Origin of the sequence: Pedobacter anseongensis, from assembly GCF_037482965.1 — a bacterium.
GTDB classification, from domain to species: Bacteria; Bacteroidota; Bacteroidia; order Sphingobacteriales; family Sphingobacteriaceae; genus Pedobacter; species Pedobacter anseongensis.
Map to the genome: position 1 here is coordinate 248,832 of NZ_JBBHKB010000001.1, position 14,386 is coordinate 263,217.

The following is a 14,386-nucleotide window of genomic DNA, read 5'->3' on the forward strand; positions in this document are numbered from 1 at the left end:
ATGGAAAAAATTAATATTCTAATCGTTGACGATAGAATCGAAAACATTATTGCACTCGATGCGCTTATTAAACGAGATGATGTAAATATCATTTCAACAACCCTCCCCAATGAAGCTCTTCGGATATCTTGGGAGCACGATATAGCGATTGCATTGGTAGATGTTCAAATGCCCGAAATGGATGGATTTGAACTGGTAGAAATTTTAAAAAGCAACCCGCGCACAAAAGATATTCTTGTAATTTTTGTTACCGCTATTTCAATGGAAACAAAATATGCTGTTAAAGGATTAAATGCTGGTGCAGTAGACTACTTATATAAGCCGCTAAATCCTTTTGTAACCTCGGCTAAAGTCGACTCCTTTATTCAGATTGTTCGTAACCAACGAGAAATCAGAAAGAAAAATACTCAACTCGAAAAATATCAAAAAGAGTTAATTCAAGCTAAAGAACTTGCCGAGCAAGGCAAAAGAATTAAAGAGAATTTTCTAGCCAATATGAGCCACGAAATACGCACGCCCATTAATGGGATTATTGGTCTTATTAACTTGCTATCCCAAACAGAGGTAAGTGATAACCAGGCAGAAATGCTAACCCTTTTAAAAACTTCTTCTTCTTCTTTACTGGGCGTAATTAACGATGTATTAGATCTTTCAAAAATCGAATCAGGTAAATTCAAAATTAATAGAAGCGAAACAAAAATTATCGAACTGTGCAATGCGGTTATCAATTTGTTAAAAATCGGTGCAAAAGAAAAGAACATCGATCTAATTATAACAATAGACCCTAACTTGCCCGAAAAAATTATCGTCGATTCGTTACGTTTAAATCAAATCTTGATGAACCTGGTTGGGAATGCAATCAAGTTTACAGACAAAGGCTCAGTATCCTTAAAAGTTGAGGTATTAGATAAAAAAGGAAACAATTTGAAAATTCAATTTTCGGTTATCGATACCGGAATTGGGATTGCCAAAGAAAATATAGATAAAATATTTGAAGTATTTGAACAGGCCGACGAGCAAACAACGGTTAAATTTGGCGGAACTGGACTAGGTTTATCCATTGTTAAAAAATTAGCGAAGCTGAAAGGTGGCACGTTGAATGTGGAAAGTGAAGAAGGCAAAGGAAGTCTTTTTACTTTTACAAATTGGTATGAAGTTGTATCTTCACCAGCTAACCAAAATCATGCAAAAATTAAAAGTACCGTGTTGAAACCATTTAATAATGTTAAAATCCTGCTAGCCGAAGACAACCCAATAAATACCTTTCTAATTCTCCGAATTCTAAAAGGCTGGAATATAGAGGTTGAAGTGGTAGAAAATGGCCAAGATGCGATAGATAAACTTCATAAAAACGAGTATGATTTAGTGCTAATGGATACATACATGCCCGTTATGAATGGGCTTGATGCGATTAAATTAATTCGAAGTGGGGCTGTTCTCGGTAAAGAAAATATTCCGATTATTAATTTTTCTGCTGCGGTAATGGAAGCAGACAAGCAGGTTGCTATGGATGCAGGTGCCAACGATATTTTAAATAAATCGTTTGATCCTCAACTTTTACATGATAAAATTAGTCGATTCTTATTAAAATAAATAACATCGGGTAGGCTAATTTTTTAAAAAAAGATAAATTTATTGAGCTGGTAAAAAAGTAAGTTACTGGTAAAAAAGTGAGTGTCTATTTATTAAATAAGGTCATGGTTTGGGCGGCGCCAATGCTCACAAAACTTTTAATCATCGTTACTCCACGATTAATTAAAACGGGCAATTCTTTTTGCTCGTCTTTATCAAATGGGCCGAGTACATAATTCGCTTGCATTCCTTTTCTAAAGTTATCGCTAATTCCGAACCGGAGACGAGCGTAATTTTGTCCACCACAAAGCTCTTCAATACTTTTTAGCCCGTTATGTCCAGCACTACTTCCCTGCAATTTCATTCTTAATTTACCTAAAGGTAGGGCTAGATCATCTACAACAACCAGTACATTTTCGGGCAGAATTTTAAGTTCTTTCATCCAATAATTAACCGCCTTGCCACTCAAATTCATGAATGTGGTGGGTTTTATTACGTGCAACTTTTTGCCTTTAAAACCAACTTCGGCGTAATAAGCGAGCTTTAAAAGTTCAAAATTGCCTCCAAGATCTTTAACTAACTCATCGGCAATGTTAAAACCAATATTATGCCTTGTATTTGCATATTCTGGTCCGATATTACCAAGGCCAACAATTAGGTATTTCATTTTGTAAAGATAATTTAAAAAGTTTGCAGTCGAAAGTTCTGGATCTAGAGTCTCCTTTAAGAATTGATGAAATCTTGTATTCCACTATATTCCCAAATAAAAAAACGGCATAGAATGAATTCTATGCCGCCTAATCTTATAAGAAACCTGTAATTACTTACCTTTAGCGGCTTCAGTCTCTGCTTGTTTTAATGCTCTAGACATAGCCACAGAAACGATCGTATCTTCTGGAGTATTGGTAACTACGTAGTCGCCTTTTTGCAAATCGCGTACGCGGAATAAATTTCCAACTTCCATTTTGGCAATGCTTACTTCAACTACTTGTGGCATGCTTTTAGGCAATGATTTAACACGTAATTTACGTAATTTTTGAACCAATTTACCACCCATTTTCACACCTGGAGATGTTCCGGTTAGTTTAACAGGAATTTCCATTACAATTTCTTTATCATCAAATAATTGTAGAAAATCTACGTGTAATAATAAATCAGTTAGTGGGTGAAATTGTACTTCTTTAATAATAGCTTTAGTTTTAGTACCGCCGATAGTAATTTCTAAAAAGTTAGCTTCTGGAGTATAGATAGCTTCGTTTAAATCGGTTCTTAATACTGCAAAGTGCACTTGCTCTTTACCACCATACAATACTGCGGGAACTTTACCTTCATAGCGAAGCTCTTTAGCATCGCGTTTCCCTACGTTCTCTCTTGGAGAACCGCTAATTGCGATTGTTTTCATCTTGTTATATATTTATTTTAATTGTTAAATTAATTAGCAAATTGGCTAATTAGCTCATTTGCTAATTAAACCCGAAATAAGTCACTTATCGAACCATGCTCATTTACATTAGCAATGGCCTTTGCAAATAATGGAGCGGTGCTAAGCACTCGTATTTTATTGCTCTCTTGTTTTAATGGAATAGTATCGGTTACGATCAATTCTTCTAACATAGAGTTCTCTACCGTTTCGTAGGCCTTACCTGATAAAACAGCATGTGTACAAACCGCTCTAACACTATTTGCACCATTTTCCATAATTAATGCAGCAGCTTTGGCTAATGTACCTGCGGTATCGCAAATATCATCCATCAACACCACATCTAAGCCTTTTACATCTCCAATAATCGACATCGATTCGATTTCGTTGGCCCGTAAACGACGTTTATCACAAATTACCACTTCCGCATTAAAAAACTTCGCAAAAGTACGTGCTCGGTAAGACCCACCCATATCTGGAGAAGCAATTGTTAAATTCTTCAAGCCTAAGCTTTTGATATAAGGTACAAAAATAACCGATCCATCTAAGTGATCTACCGGAATATCAAAGAAACCTTGTATCTGTGCAGCATGTAAATCCATTGTCATGATGCGATGAATTCCTGCAGTTTTCAGTAAATTAGCAACCAACTTTGCTCCTATTGCTACACGAGGTTTATCTTTTCTATCTTGACGCGCTAGGCCATAATACGGAACAACTGCGGTAATGTAATGTGCCGATGCTCTTCTTGCTGCATCAACCATTAACAGAAGTTCCATTAAATTATCGCTAGGCTGATAAGTAGATTGGACTAAGAAAACATCACTACCCCTTATCGATTCGTCAAAAGAAGGCTGAAACTCGCCATCGCTGAACCGACTTAACGTTACGCTTCCTAGAGGCTTGCCGTAATCTTCGGCAATTCTATTCGCTAATTCCTTTGTACCGCTTCCGGCAAAAATCTTAACTGGGTTAAATTGCAATGGCATGATTTGCGGGTATCAATGCTGGTTAAAAAAAATCGGATTGCGGTTTTATTCACAATCCGAAAAAAATTTGTTGTCCGACCTGGATTCGAACCAAGACAAACGGTACCAAAAACCGTTGTACTACCCTTATACTATCGGACAATTCTCCATTACCTAACGTTGTTCTGAAATGGAATGCAAATTTACGTTTATTTTTTTTAGCTGCAAGTCTGAATTCAAAAAAAATTAAATATTTCTTAAAACCCCGTTTTACACCCCTTTAAACCCTTAAAAAATGTTAAACGTATTAATTATTTATAGTTATATCAATCTATTTCTTTATTTTCGGCAGCATTTAAGCGCAAAACATTTTTGTAATTATCAATTTATACAATGAATTATTCAAAAACGAACAACATTATAGGCTGGATTTGTTTTTTCATCGCCACATTAACCTATATTTTAACTTTAGAACCATCGGTTAGTTTTTGGGATTGCGGAGAGTTCATTGCTTCTGCGCTCAAAATGCAAGTTGTTCACCAACCAGGCGCACCACTTTTCTTAATGATTCAACGCTTCTTTTCGCTCTTCGCCATGGGCGATGTAAATAAGGTAGCGTATTTTATGAATGTTGGATCGGCAGTGGCGAGTGGTGCTACGATATTGTTTTTGTTTTGGACCATTACTGCTTTAGCGAAAAAGACGCTTATTAAAGTAGGCGAAGAGGTAACCACTTCGAAAATGATAAGTATAATGGGTGCTGGAGCCGTAGGTGCTTTAGCGTATACTTTTTCAGATAGTTTTTGGTTCTCTGCTGTAGAATCGGAAGTTTATGCACTTTCATCGCTCTTTACTGCAATCGTATTTTGGGCTATTTTAAAATGGGAAGCCATTGCTGATGAACCTCATGCTGATAAATGGTTGTTGTTTATTGCCTATATTATGGGTTTATCAATAGGTATTCACTTATTAAACTTACTAACTATACCTGCAATCGCATTTGTATATTACTTCAAGAAAACTAAACAAGCTACTACAAAAGGTATTTTAAAAACATTTGGTATCGGGATTTTAATCTTAGCGGTTATTCAATATGGTATTATTCAGTACCTAGTGTCGTTCGGAGCGTATTTCGATTTATTTTTTGTAAACACACTCGGATTAGGTTTTGGAACAGGTGTACTCGCCTTTGCATTCCTTTTAATTGCTGGCCTTACGTTCGGAATTCGCTATTCAATTAAGCATCAAAAAAGAATTTTAAACCTTGCACTTGTATCAACCGTCTTGGTTATTTTTGGTTACGGTTCATTCGCAATGATTGTAATTAGGGCGCAGGCTAAACCTAATTTAAATAATAGTGATCCAGATAATGCTTTTTCATTTTTAAGCTACCTTAACCGTGAACAATATGGCGATAGACCACTTTTATTTGGCCCGAATTATAATTCTCAGCCTAAATATGATGAGAATGGTCGCCCCGTTTATAAAGAAACAGGGATTAGTTATAGAAAAGGAATTGATAAATACGAAATCGCTGGTAAAAAGACAGAACAAGTATATGGAGTAAATGAAGACTTTCCAGATAGTATAAAACGATTACAAGGCACGGTATTTTTCCCTAGAATGTATAGCGATGAAGCGGCTCATGTAAATTATTATAAAGACATGATGAACCTCAGCGATTCGGATGTTCCGGGCTTCGGAAAAAACTTTGGCTTCTTCTTAAAATACCAAACTGGTTTGATGTATATGCGTTACTTTATGTGGAATTTCGCTGGTCGCCAGAACGACGATCAGGGTCAAGGTAGCGTGTACGAAGGGCAATGGCTAAGCGGAATAAAACCTATAGATGGAATTCTGTTGGGTGATCAAACTAATTTACCTCCATCTATAGTAGAAAGCAACTCGTATAATCGATTCTTCTTTTTGCCTTTAATTTTAGGGATTTTAGGTGCTTTATGGCACTTTAAACGTAACCAAAAAGACGCAGGCATTATCGGCTTATTATTCTTCTTTACCGGAATGGCCATCGTACTCTACCTTAACCAGAAGCCTTTAGAACCTAGAGAAAGAGATTATGCTTATGTAGGTTCGTTCTATGCATTTGCCATTTGGATTGGTTTAGGAGCATTAGCCATTAAAGAATTTTTAGAAAAGAAATTAACTGCTAAAACCGCAGCAATTGGTGCTACAGCTATTGCTATGGCCTGCGCTCCGGTACTTATGGCTGCTCAAGGTTGGGACGATCATGATCGTTCTAGCAAAATGGTGCCGCACGATATTGCGGTAAGTTACCTCGAATCATGTGCTCCTAACGCTATTTTGTTTACCTATGGAGATAATGATACGTATCCGCTTTGGTATGCACAAGAAGTGGAAAATGTTCGTCCCGATATTCGCTTGGTAAATTTAAGTTTATTTGATACCGATTGGTACATCAACAATATGAAGCGAAAAGTTCACGAATCAGAAGCGTTACCACTGTCCATGAAACCTAGTCAGTATGTTGCGGGCGTTCGCGATGTAATGTACTACCAGGATTATAAAATTGCAGAATCTGTAGAGCTTAAACAAATTGTAGATCTGTTACTTTCTGATAGCGAATCGGATAAATTAGCATTAAGTGATGGTAGCAAAACTAATTTCATTCCAACCAAGAATTTAAAATTAACGGTAAATGCACAAGATGTAATTAAAACGGGAACGGTTCCTGCAGCAGCAGCTGATAAAATTGCCTCTACAATGGAATGGAAATTTAATAAGGGCTATGTAACTAAGGGTACCCTAGCTTTCTTAGATATTTTAGCACATAACAACTGGAAGCGTCCTATTTATTTTTGTAGTACGGTACCTTCGTCGCAATTTAACGGACTTGATAACTATCTATATAGCGAAGGATTAGCACTTCGTTTATTGCCTTTGAAACAAGATAGCTTAAACAGCGCTGAACGTACCGGTGAGCAACCTATTAACTTAGATCCCATGTATGCCCATGTAATGAATAAATTTAAGTGGGGTAATGTAAAAACGGCAAGTTATTTAGACTCGCAATCCGCTGATGACATTTCAATATTCAACAATATTTTTAACAGCTTAACTACAGGTTTGATTAAAGCAGGAAGATTGGAAGATGCCAAAAAAGTGGTTCGTAAATACGATGAAGTAATGCCTACAAAAATCTATGGTATTAGAACCATGATGGGCGTTCCTGAAAGGGCACAAAATTTATATATTTTGGGCGAAACAGAGAAAGCAAACGAATTGATCAAAAAATCAGCCCTCTACATACAAAAGGAGGTTGGCTATTTAGCCGATGTTTCGAAGAGTAAAGGCATATTAGTTGGCGGAAGGAATGTACAGATGGCATTAGTATATGGATTAGATCCAATGGCAAAAATTGCAGCACAATATCAACAAACAAAACTAGCTAAAGATTTAGAGAACCAATATAATACGCTATATGCTAGATTTAATTTGTTTTTTGGTCCGCAGCAGTAAATTAAACGTGGAAAATTTTTATCAATTAAACCTTATTACTTTTTTTAATTCTTAACATAGGATAAGTAAGCGTCCAATTAAAATAGATACCTTTACTTTAATTAATCAAAAAAAAATAAAAATGAAATTAAAACTTAGTGCAATTTTAACAGTAGCTGTTTTAGCCAGCATATCATTCTTAGCTTTTACACCAAAAGCCGACACGTATACCGTAGACTTAACAAAATCTACTATTTCTTGGGAAGCAAAAAAATTAACCGGTGGTCACACTGGTTTTATAGATTTAACTGCTGGAAGTTTAGTATTTAATGGTAAAAAATTAACTGGAGGTAACTTTGCAGCAAGTATGAGTACGCTTAGAGTTATGGATAACGGCAGACCAAATGCTTCATTAGATAGACATTTAAAATCAGACGACTTTTTTGGTGTAGATAAATTTCCTGGAGCTAGCTTCGTAATTAAAAAAGTAGCGGGTAACGGCACTAATGTAACTGTAACTGGCGATTTAACAATGAAAGGGGTTACCAATTCTATTACTTTCCCTGCAACTTTAACATGGAATGCAGATAAAACAATTTCAGCAAATGCTGATAAAATTGAAATTGATAGAACTAAATTCGGCATTCAATATAGATCTAAATCTATATTCTCTGATATAGGTGATAAAATGATTGAAGATAATTTTACCATCGCAGTAAAATTAGTTGTTAAAAAATAAATACATTTTATTTTTTGAAAGGCAATCACTTCAACAAACTTTAAACGTTTGTTAAAGCGATTGCCTTTTTTATTTAAATCCGTTTGCGAATTCAATTTGCAATATATACCTTTAGCACTATAAGAAAACGCTTTCTTATGGCTATACAACCGATTGCATGTTAGACCATACGCTGAACCTTTTAGTGATAGACGATGACGATATTAACATATTCATCATAAAAAAGATTGTAGAAAAAACAGGGTATAATATCGAGATGGTGGCCCGAAACAACGGTCAACAAGCTATAGATTATTTAAACGAAACTATTTCTCAAAATAAAGAATTACCCAGGCTGGTTTTGATAGACATTAACATGCCCGTAATGAATGGTTGGGAGTTTATTGAAGCCTATGAGACTTTGGGCATTGAGCAGAAGGTAGACATGTATATTCTTTCTTCGTCTGTTTATGAAAACGACATCGAAAAAACCAAAAGCTATAAAGCGGTAAAAGGATTTATTTCAAAACCTCTTTCAATGGAGCGTTTAACTGAATTGGTTAACGCTATACGATAATAAATTTTCTATTTTTTATCGCCATCTAATGCTATTTGGCTAGTTATCAACATCTAAGACATCTCAGAAAATCTTAGGCCTATTGTTTAGTTCTTACCACCTAAATATCTAAGAAAGCCCAAGATTAAAACGAATGAAGGCTCTTGAAAAAGCTAAGCTGTTCTAAGATTTCTTAGATGGTAAAAGCATAAACCTTTATTTTAATTGTAGAAGTTACACAATCTTAAATCGATCATCCTCAAGCTCAACAAAAGCCTGAGATTTAGATTTTGAATGGTAAAATAAACATTTCCAATGTTCTGCTGCTGCTTTCTTGCCAAATTCGTCACGCAATTCCATTGCTTTTCTTCCATCAAAATCGTACTTAGCAATAAACTTCCGAATCAGTTCTTCAGGCTCTGGCAGTACATCACCACCAAAGAAAACCTTATCTCCCCCATCTTCAATCAAAAAGACTTGATGATATGGGCAATGTGCTCCTGTTAATTCAAAGCTAATTCTATCGTTTAGCCGACCTGTATTCTCCACAAAATTTAATTGCGCATTACGCTGTAAAAATTCGAAGATCTCGGTATGGTAAGAGGAAGAAGTACTGGTAAAAGAGGTTTCCCACTCTCCTCTTTGCATTACATAGGTTGCATTTGGAAAACTCAACTCCATTTTATCGCCCACATGATGTACCATTCCTCCTGAGTGATCAAAATGCAAATGCGACATCAATACTAAATCTACATCATGTGGATCAAAGCCTGCTTTTTTAATGTTTTTATGCAAATGCAGTTCACCATTTTCATCACTATAACCCAAACCGGTATCCAATAAAATTAATTCGTTATCTAATTGAATTAAAAAGGGCTGGACGTGAATAAATAGTGAAGCAGGGCGGTCTTTCGGGTTATCTTTTGCAGGATCGAAAGGAATAAATTTTTTAGTGGAATCTACGGAGTACGAACCTTCGTGTAAGGTGAAAACTTGCATGGTATAAAGTTAGGAATAATTTATTCAACCAAAATAATTCATCCCTTTTTTGTATCTATGCTTAACCAATTAAAAATACGTACAAAAGCGAATGGAAATGGAGAAAAGATGGGCTATGGTAAACACAGGCAACCTGAACACCACCGAGGCACTTGCCCTCGAATTGAATATTGACCCAAGTTTAGCCCAAATTTTAACGCAAAGAGGCATTTCTACATTTGAGGAAGCTCGTCATTTCTTCCGTCCTCATTTGAACCAATTGCACGATCCCTTTTTGATGAAAGGTATGGAGAAAGCTATTGAACGGATCAAATTAGCACTAAACAAAGAGGAAAAAATACTAATTTATGGCGATTACGACGTTGATGGGACTACTGCAGTTGCACTTACCTTTAGCTTTTTCAAACAATTTACCAACAAAATAGAATATTACATTCCCGACCGGCACAAAGAAGGCTACGGCATCTCCATAGCAGGAATTGATTATGCCAACACCAATGGTTTTAGCTTGATTATTGCGCTCGATTGCGGTATTAGATCAATAGATAAAGTAGATTATGCAGCAGCGTTAAACATCGATTTTATCATTTGTGATCATCACCTCCCTGGAGAAGAAATTCCATCAGCTGTTGCGGTACTCGATCCTAAACAAGTAGATTGCGCTTATCCTTTTAAAGAATTATCGGGATGCGGAATAGGATTTAAATTAGCTCAGGCCTATTGTATGGTCATGGATTTACCAAATTCGAATTACGAGCAGTATTTAGATTTAACGATGGTAAGCATAGCAGCAGATATTGTTCCAATTGTTGATGAAAATCGGGTTCTCGCTCATTTCGGCTTATTAAAATTAAACGAAAATCCCTGTGCTGGTTTAAAAGCCCTAATGGCAGTGGGGGGTAAAACTACCTCTTATACCATTACCGATGTGGTGTTTATTTTAGCGCCTAGAATTAATGCGGCGGGGCGAATGGCGCATGGTAATGAAGCTGTAAAAATGTTGCTTTGTGAAACTGACATGGCGCTAGACCAAAGTACCTTTATTAACACACAAAATACAGATCGTAAAACGTTCGATCAAACCATTACCCTTGAAGCTTTGGCCATGATCGAAGAAAGTGAAGAGCTCATCAATAGAAAAACGACGGTAGTTTATCACGAAACTTGGAATAAAGGCGTTATTGGCATTGTTGCTTCACGATTAACTGAAAAATACTATCGTCCAACAATTGTATTAACTGAATCTAATGGCAGTTATACGGGGTCGGCACGTTCAGTTGCAGATTACGACCTTTATGAAGCGTTACTCGAATGCTCGGATCTTTTAGAGCAATTTGGCGGACATAAATTTGCTGCTGGCTTAACCTTAAAACCCGAAAACTTAGTTTCTTTTTCTGATAAATTTGAACGCGTAGTGGCAGCTACCATCAGTCAGAATGCACTCATTCCTGAAATTGCTATCGATGCCGAAATTAACTTAACACAGATCGACGCAAAGTTTTTTCGGATTTTAACGCAGATGGGACCATTCGGGCCACAGAACATGAACCCAACTTTTGTTAGTCACGGTGTTAGTTTAGCAGGCTTTCCTCAAATTGTTGGGACAAATCATTTAAAATTAAGTGTAAAGCAACAAAATTCAGCTATTTTTGAATGCATTGCTTTTAACCTAGCCAGCTTTGAAGAAAAATTGAAGGCTAACACCCTTTTCTCTATATGTTATACCATAGAGGAAAATGTTTGGAAAGAAAAGAGGAAATTGCAATTAAATATTAAAGGAATAAAACTAACATAATCTCGTAGGGTTTTAACCTGTGAGGTTTGACAAAAAAGATATGATTTTAAAAGCCGAAAACCTGGTAAAAAAATATAAGCAAAGAACCGTTGTGAACAATGTTTCTTTCGACGTAAGTCAGGGTGAAATTGTGGGCTTACTCGGCCCAAATGGAGCCGGAAAAACCACGTCTTTTTATATGATTGTGGGATTAATAAAACCAAATGAGGGAAATATCCTTTTAGAAGGAGAAAATATCACAAAAGACCCCATGTATCGTCGCGCACAAAAAGGAATAGGTTACTTGGCGCAAGAAGCAAGTGTTTTTAGAAAGCTAACTGTTGAAGATAACATTTTGGCTATCTTAGAAATGACTGCGCTGAGCAAGGAGGAACAAAAAGACAAGCTCGAAGAGTTAATTAACGAATTTAGTTTACATAAGGTTAGAAAAAACAGAGGCGATTTACTCTCTGGTGGCGAGCGAAGGCGTACTGAAATTGCTAGAGCCTTAGCTGCAAATCCCAATTTTATCTTATTGGATGAACCTTTCGCAGGGGTAGATCCAATTGCGGTAGAAGAAATTCAGACCATTGTAGCACGCTTAAAAGAAAAAAACATTGGCATCCTCATTACCGATCACAACGTGCAAGAAACCTTATCCATTACCGACCGGGCTTATTTGCTATTTGAAGGAAAAATCCTCGAATCGGGTACACCAGAAGTGCTTGCAGCAAACGAAATGGTGAGGAAAGTTTATTTAGGTTCGAATTTTGTATTACGCAGAAAAAAGCTATAATCTCGATTAAATGGCAATTGTTAATTCGATATTTGCATGGTACATGAAAAAGCGCATTCATCAGATTGAGCTTTTTATGAAATACCCCTTAGATGTTCAGGAAGAATGGTTGCATAGTTTAATTACAAGTGCGCAAAATACAGAGTGGGGAAAACAATACGACTACAAATCCATTCTCACCATTGCTCAATTTCGGGAACGTGTTCCGATCCAAAACTATGATACGCTAAAGCCTTACATCGAGCGAATGCTAAAAGGTGAACAAAATGTATTATGGCCATCAGAAATAAAATGGTTTGCCAAATCGTCTGGCACCACTAGCGATAGAAGCAAATTTATTCCCGTTTCAGAAGAAGCACTCGAAGAATGCCATTTTAAAGGCGGTAAGGATATGATTTCGATCTATTGCAACAATAGGCCCGACACTCAGATGTTTACCGGGAAAGGCTTAGTATTAGGCGGGAGTCACCAAATCAATCAACTTTGTGACGACATCCATTTCGGTGATTTATCAGCTGTGCTGATTAAAAATTTACCCATGTGGGCCGAATATTATAGAACACCTAATATTTCTATTGCCTTAATGGATAATTACGAAGAAAAGATGGATAAAATGGCAGAAGCCACCATCAAAGAGAACGTAACTAATATTGCCGGCGTACCCACGTGGACTATCGTGCTAGCCAAAAAAGTACTCGAAATTACAGGAAAGAAAAATTTATTGGAAGTTTGGCCAAATTTGGAATTGTATTTTCATGGCGCTGTAAATTTCGCTCCATACCGCGAACAGTTTAAAGAACTTATTCCTTCCTCTACTATGTACTATTTGGAGACATATAATGCCTCTGAAGGTTTTTTCGGTATACAAGATCGAGATCATTCTGAAGAATTATTGTTAATGCTCGATTATGGTATTTATTATGAATTTCTGCCAATTGAAAATTTAGCCGATGAGCAGCCTAAAACACTTTCGCTAGATCAAGTAGTACTAAATAAGAACTATGCGATTATTATTTCTACGAATGCTGGCTTGTGGCGTTATTTAATTGGCGACACGGTTCAATTTACGTCGCTTCATCCATTTAGGATTAAAATTACGGGCCGAACAAAACATTTTATCAATGCTTTTGGTGAAGAAGTAATTATCGACAACGCTGAACAGGCGCTTGCAAAGGCTTGTGCGGCAACATCGGCCAAAGTGAGAGATTATACTGCTTGCCCTATTTACTTCAAAGGAGAGGAAGCTGGGGGGCACGAATGGATCATAGAATTCGAATCGCAACCTACTAATTTCGATTTATTTGTAGATGTGATGGATCAAACCTTGAGGGAGATTAATTCAGATTACGATGCTAAGCGCTTTAAAGATATGGCGCTTCGCAGACCAAAAGTACACAATGCACCAGTTGATACATTTTATAAGTGGCTCAAACACCGTGGCAAGTTAGGCGGTCAGCATAAAGTTCCTCGTTTAGCGAACGATAGGCAGTACGTAGATGAAATCTTAGCCCTACTTTAGGAATTAAGATTTGCTGATTTGTGAATTAAATTAGCTAACCAGCACATCCTCAAATTAACTTTTTGAAATCCCATTTCTTTTAGCTAAATTTAAGTAGCTTATAAACAAATCATTATGAAGACCGTAAAACAAGTATTAAGCACAAAACCTGTGCAAATTTACAGCGTTACTGCAGCCACGTCTGTTTTAGATGGCTTAAAAATGATGACCGAAAAGAACATCAGTGCGTTATTGATTATGGAAAACGAAATTTTAATGGGCATTTTTACTGAACGAGATTATGCAAGGAAGATTATTTTGCACGGAAAATCGTCTAAAGACACCCCAATAAGCGAAGCCATGACCATTGCCCCAATAACGGTAAGTTCTACAGACAGTATTGAATTATGCATGCAAATCATGACCGACAAGCACATCAGGCATCTACCTGTTGTAAACGAAAACCACGTTATTGGAATGGTTTCTATAGGGGATGTGGTTAAATTTATTATTGCTGATCAAAAGCAAACCATATCTCAGTTAGAGAGTTATATTAATAGTTAATGTTTGAATGTTGAAAGTTGTAATGTTCTGATTTCATAAGTGTA

12 protein-coding genes are annotated in these 14,386 nt (G+C 36.5%); 8 read left to right on the plus strand and 4 right to left on the minus strand.

Annotated elements, in window-relative coordinates; translation table 11 throughout:
* Positions 1-1,593, plus strand: coding sequence for a response regulator (locus WG904_RS01215; protein WP_339577466.1), 1,593 nt, complete (start codon positions 1-3; stop codon positions 1,591-1,593).
* An 85-nt stretch (positions 1,594-1,678) separates the two neighbouring features.
* On the opposite strand, the gene pth is transcribed toward WG904_RS01215, so the two are convergent.
* The 3 genes from pth to WG904_RS01230 all read right to left on the minus strand — a co-directional run bounded on the left by pth (position 1,679) and on the right by WG904_RS01230 (position 3,981).
* Complete coding sequence (pth, locus tag WG904_RS01220) at positions 1,679-2,239, minus strand: aminoacyl-tRNA hydrolase (RefSeq protein ID WP_339577467.1); 561 nt, start codon at positions 2,237-2,239, stop codon at positions 1,679-1,681.
* Between the two features lie 153 nt (positions 2,240-2,392).
* Positions 2,393-2,974, minus strand: a complete 582-nt coding sequence (locus tag WG904_RS01225) for a 50S ribosomal protein L25/general stress protein Ctc (RefSeq protein WP_339577468.1) — start codon at positions 2,972-2,974, stop codon at positions 2,393-2,395.
* A gap of 65 nt (positions 2,975-3,039) precedes the next feature.
* Entirely contained in the window at positions 3,040-3,981 is a 942-nt protein-coding gene (locus tag WG904_RS01230) for a ribose-phosphate pyrophosphokinase (RefSeq protein WP_339577469.1), read from the minus strand.
* 372 nt (positions 3,982-4,353) lie between these two features.
* Between WG904_RS01230 and WG904_RS01235 the strand changes: the two genes are divergently transcribed.
* The 3 genes from WG904_RS01235 (at position 4,354) to WG904_RS01245 (ending at position 8,732) form a co-directional block, all read left to right on the plus strand.
* Positions 4,354-7,458, plus strand: a complete 3,105-nt coding sequence (locus WG904_RS01235; protein ID WP_339577470.1) for a glycosyltransferase family 117 protein — start codon at positions 4,354-4,356, stop codon at positions 7,456-7,458.
* A gap of 121 nt (positions 7,459-7,579) precedes the next feature.
* The gene (locus WG904_RS01240) at positions 7,580-8,176 is read left to right on the plus strand and encodes a YceI family protein (protein WP_339577471.1); all 597 of its coding nucleotides are present in this window, start codon (positions 7,580-7,582) and stop codon (positions 8,174-8,176) included.
* Positions 8,177-8,333: 157 nt separating this feature from the next.
* Positions 8,334-8,732 carry a response regulator gene (locus tag WG904_RS01245; RefSeq protein ID WP_339577472.1) on the plus strand — a complete coding sequence of 133 codons (399 nt, stop codon included), beginning with the start codon at positions 8,334-8,336 and terminating at the stop codon, positions 8,730-8,732.
* 213 nt (positions 8,733-8,945) lie between these two features.
* Here the strand turns inward: WG904_RS01245 and WG904_RS01250 are convergent, their stop codons facing one another.
* Positions 8,946-9,710 carry an MBL fold metallo-hydrolase gene (locus WG904_RS01250; RefSeq protein WP_339577473.1) on the minus strand — a complete coding sequence of 255 codons (765 nt, stop codon included), beginning with the start codon at positions 9,708-9,710 and terminating at the stop codon, positions 8,946-8,948.
* 97 nt (positions 9,711-9,807) lie between these two features.
* Here WG904_RS01250 and recJ point away from each other — a divergent pair, with 97 nt between their 5' ends.
* From recJ to WG904_RS01270, 4 genes are all read left to right on the plus strand, one after another.
* Positions 9,808-11,505: a single-stranded-DNA-specific exonuclease RecJ gene (gene recJ / locus WG904_RS01255; RefSeq protein WP_339578604.1), complete on the plus strand. Its 1,698-nt coding sequence runs from the start codon at positions 9,808-9,810 to the stop codon at positions 11,503-11,505.
* Between the two features lie 40 nt (positions 11,506-11,545).
* Complete coding sequence (lptB, locus tag WG904_RS01260) at positions 11,546-12,280, plus strand: LPS export ABC transporter ATP-binding protein (RefSeq protein ID WP_339577474.1); 735 nt, start codon at positions 11,546-11,548, stop codon at positions 12,278-12,280.
* A gap of 10 nt (positions 12,281-12,290) precedes the next feature.
* Positions 12,291-13,799, plus strand: coding sequence for a GH3 auxin-responsive promoter family protein (locus tag WG904_RS01265; protein ID WP_339577475.1), 1,509 nt, complete (start codon positions 12,291-12,293; stop codon positions 13,797-13,799).
* Between the two features lie 114 nt (positions 13,800-13,913).
* A complete protein-coding gene (locus WG904_RS01270) occupies positions 13,914-14,342 on the plus strand; it encodes a CBS domain-containing protein (RefSeq protein ID WP_339577476.1) in 429 nt (142 codons plus the stop codon).
* The last annotated feature ends 44 nt before the right edge of the window (positions 14,343-14,386 follow it).

Coding starts and splice junctions, on each gene's coding strand:
- pth (WP_339577467.1), bottom strand. CDS start 2,239: ATGAAATACCTAATTGTTGGCCTTGGTAATATCGGACCAGAATATGCA.
- WG904_RS01270 (WP_339577476.1), top strand. CDS start 13,914: ATGAAGACCGTAAAACAAGTATTAAGCACAAAACCTGTGCAAATTTAC.
- WG904_RS01240 (WP_339577471.1), top strand. CDS start 7,580: ATGAAATTAAAACTTAGTGCAATTTTAACAGTAGCTGTTTTAGCCAGC.
- WG904_RS01230 (WP_339577469.1), bottom strand. CDS start 3,981: ATGCCATTGCAATTTAACCCAGTTAAGATTTTTGCCGGAAGCGGTACA.
- WG904_RS01215 (WP_339577466.1), top strand. CDS start 1: ATGGAAAAAATTAATATTCTAATCGTTGACGATAGAATCGAAAACATT.
- WG904_RS01250 (WP_339577473.1), bottom strand. CDS start 9,710: ATGCAAGTTTTCACCTTACACGAAGGTTCGTACTCCGTAGATTCCACT.
- WG904_RS01225 (WP_339577468.1), bottom strand. CDS start 2,974: ATGAAAACAATCGCAATTAGCGGTTCTCCAAGAGAGAACGTAGGGAAA.
- WG904_RS01245 (WP_339577472.1), top strand. CDS start 8,334: ATGTTAGACCATACGCTGAACCTTTTAGTGATAGACGATGACGATATT.
- WG904_RS01235 (WP_339577470.1), top strand. CDS start 4,354: ATGAATTATTCAAAAACGAACAACATTATAGGCTGGATTTGTTTTTTC.
- recJ (WP_339578604.1), top strand. CDS start 9,808: ATGGAGAAAAGATGGGCTATGGTAAACACAGGCAACCTGAACACCACC.
- lptB (WP_339577474.1), top strand. CDS start 11,546: ATGATTTTAAAAGCCGAAAACCTGGTAAAAAAATATAAGCAAAGAACC.
- WG904_RS01265 (WP_339577475.1), top strand. CDS start 12,291: ATGGCAATTGTTAATTCGATATTTGCATGGTACATGAAAAAGCGCATT.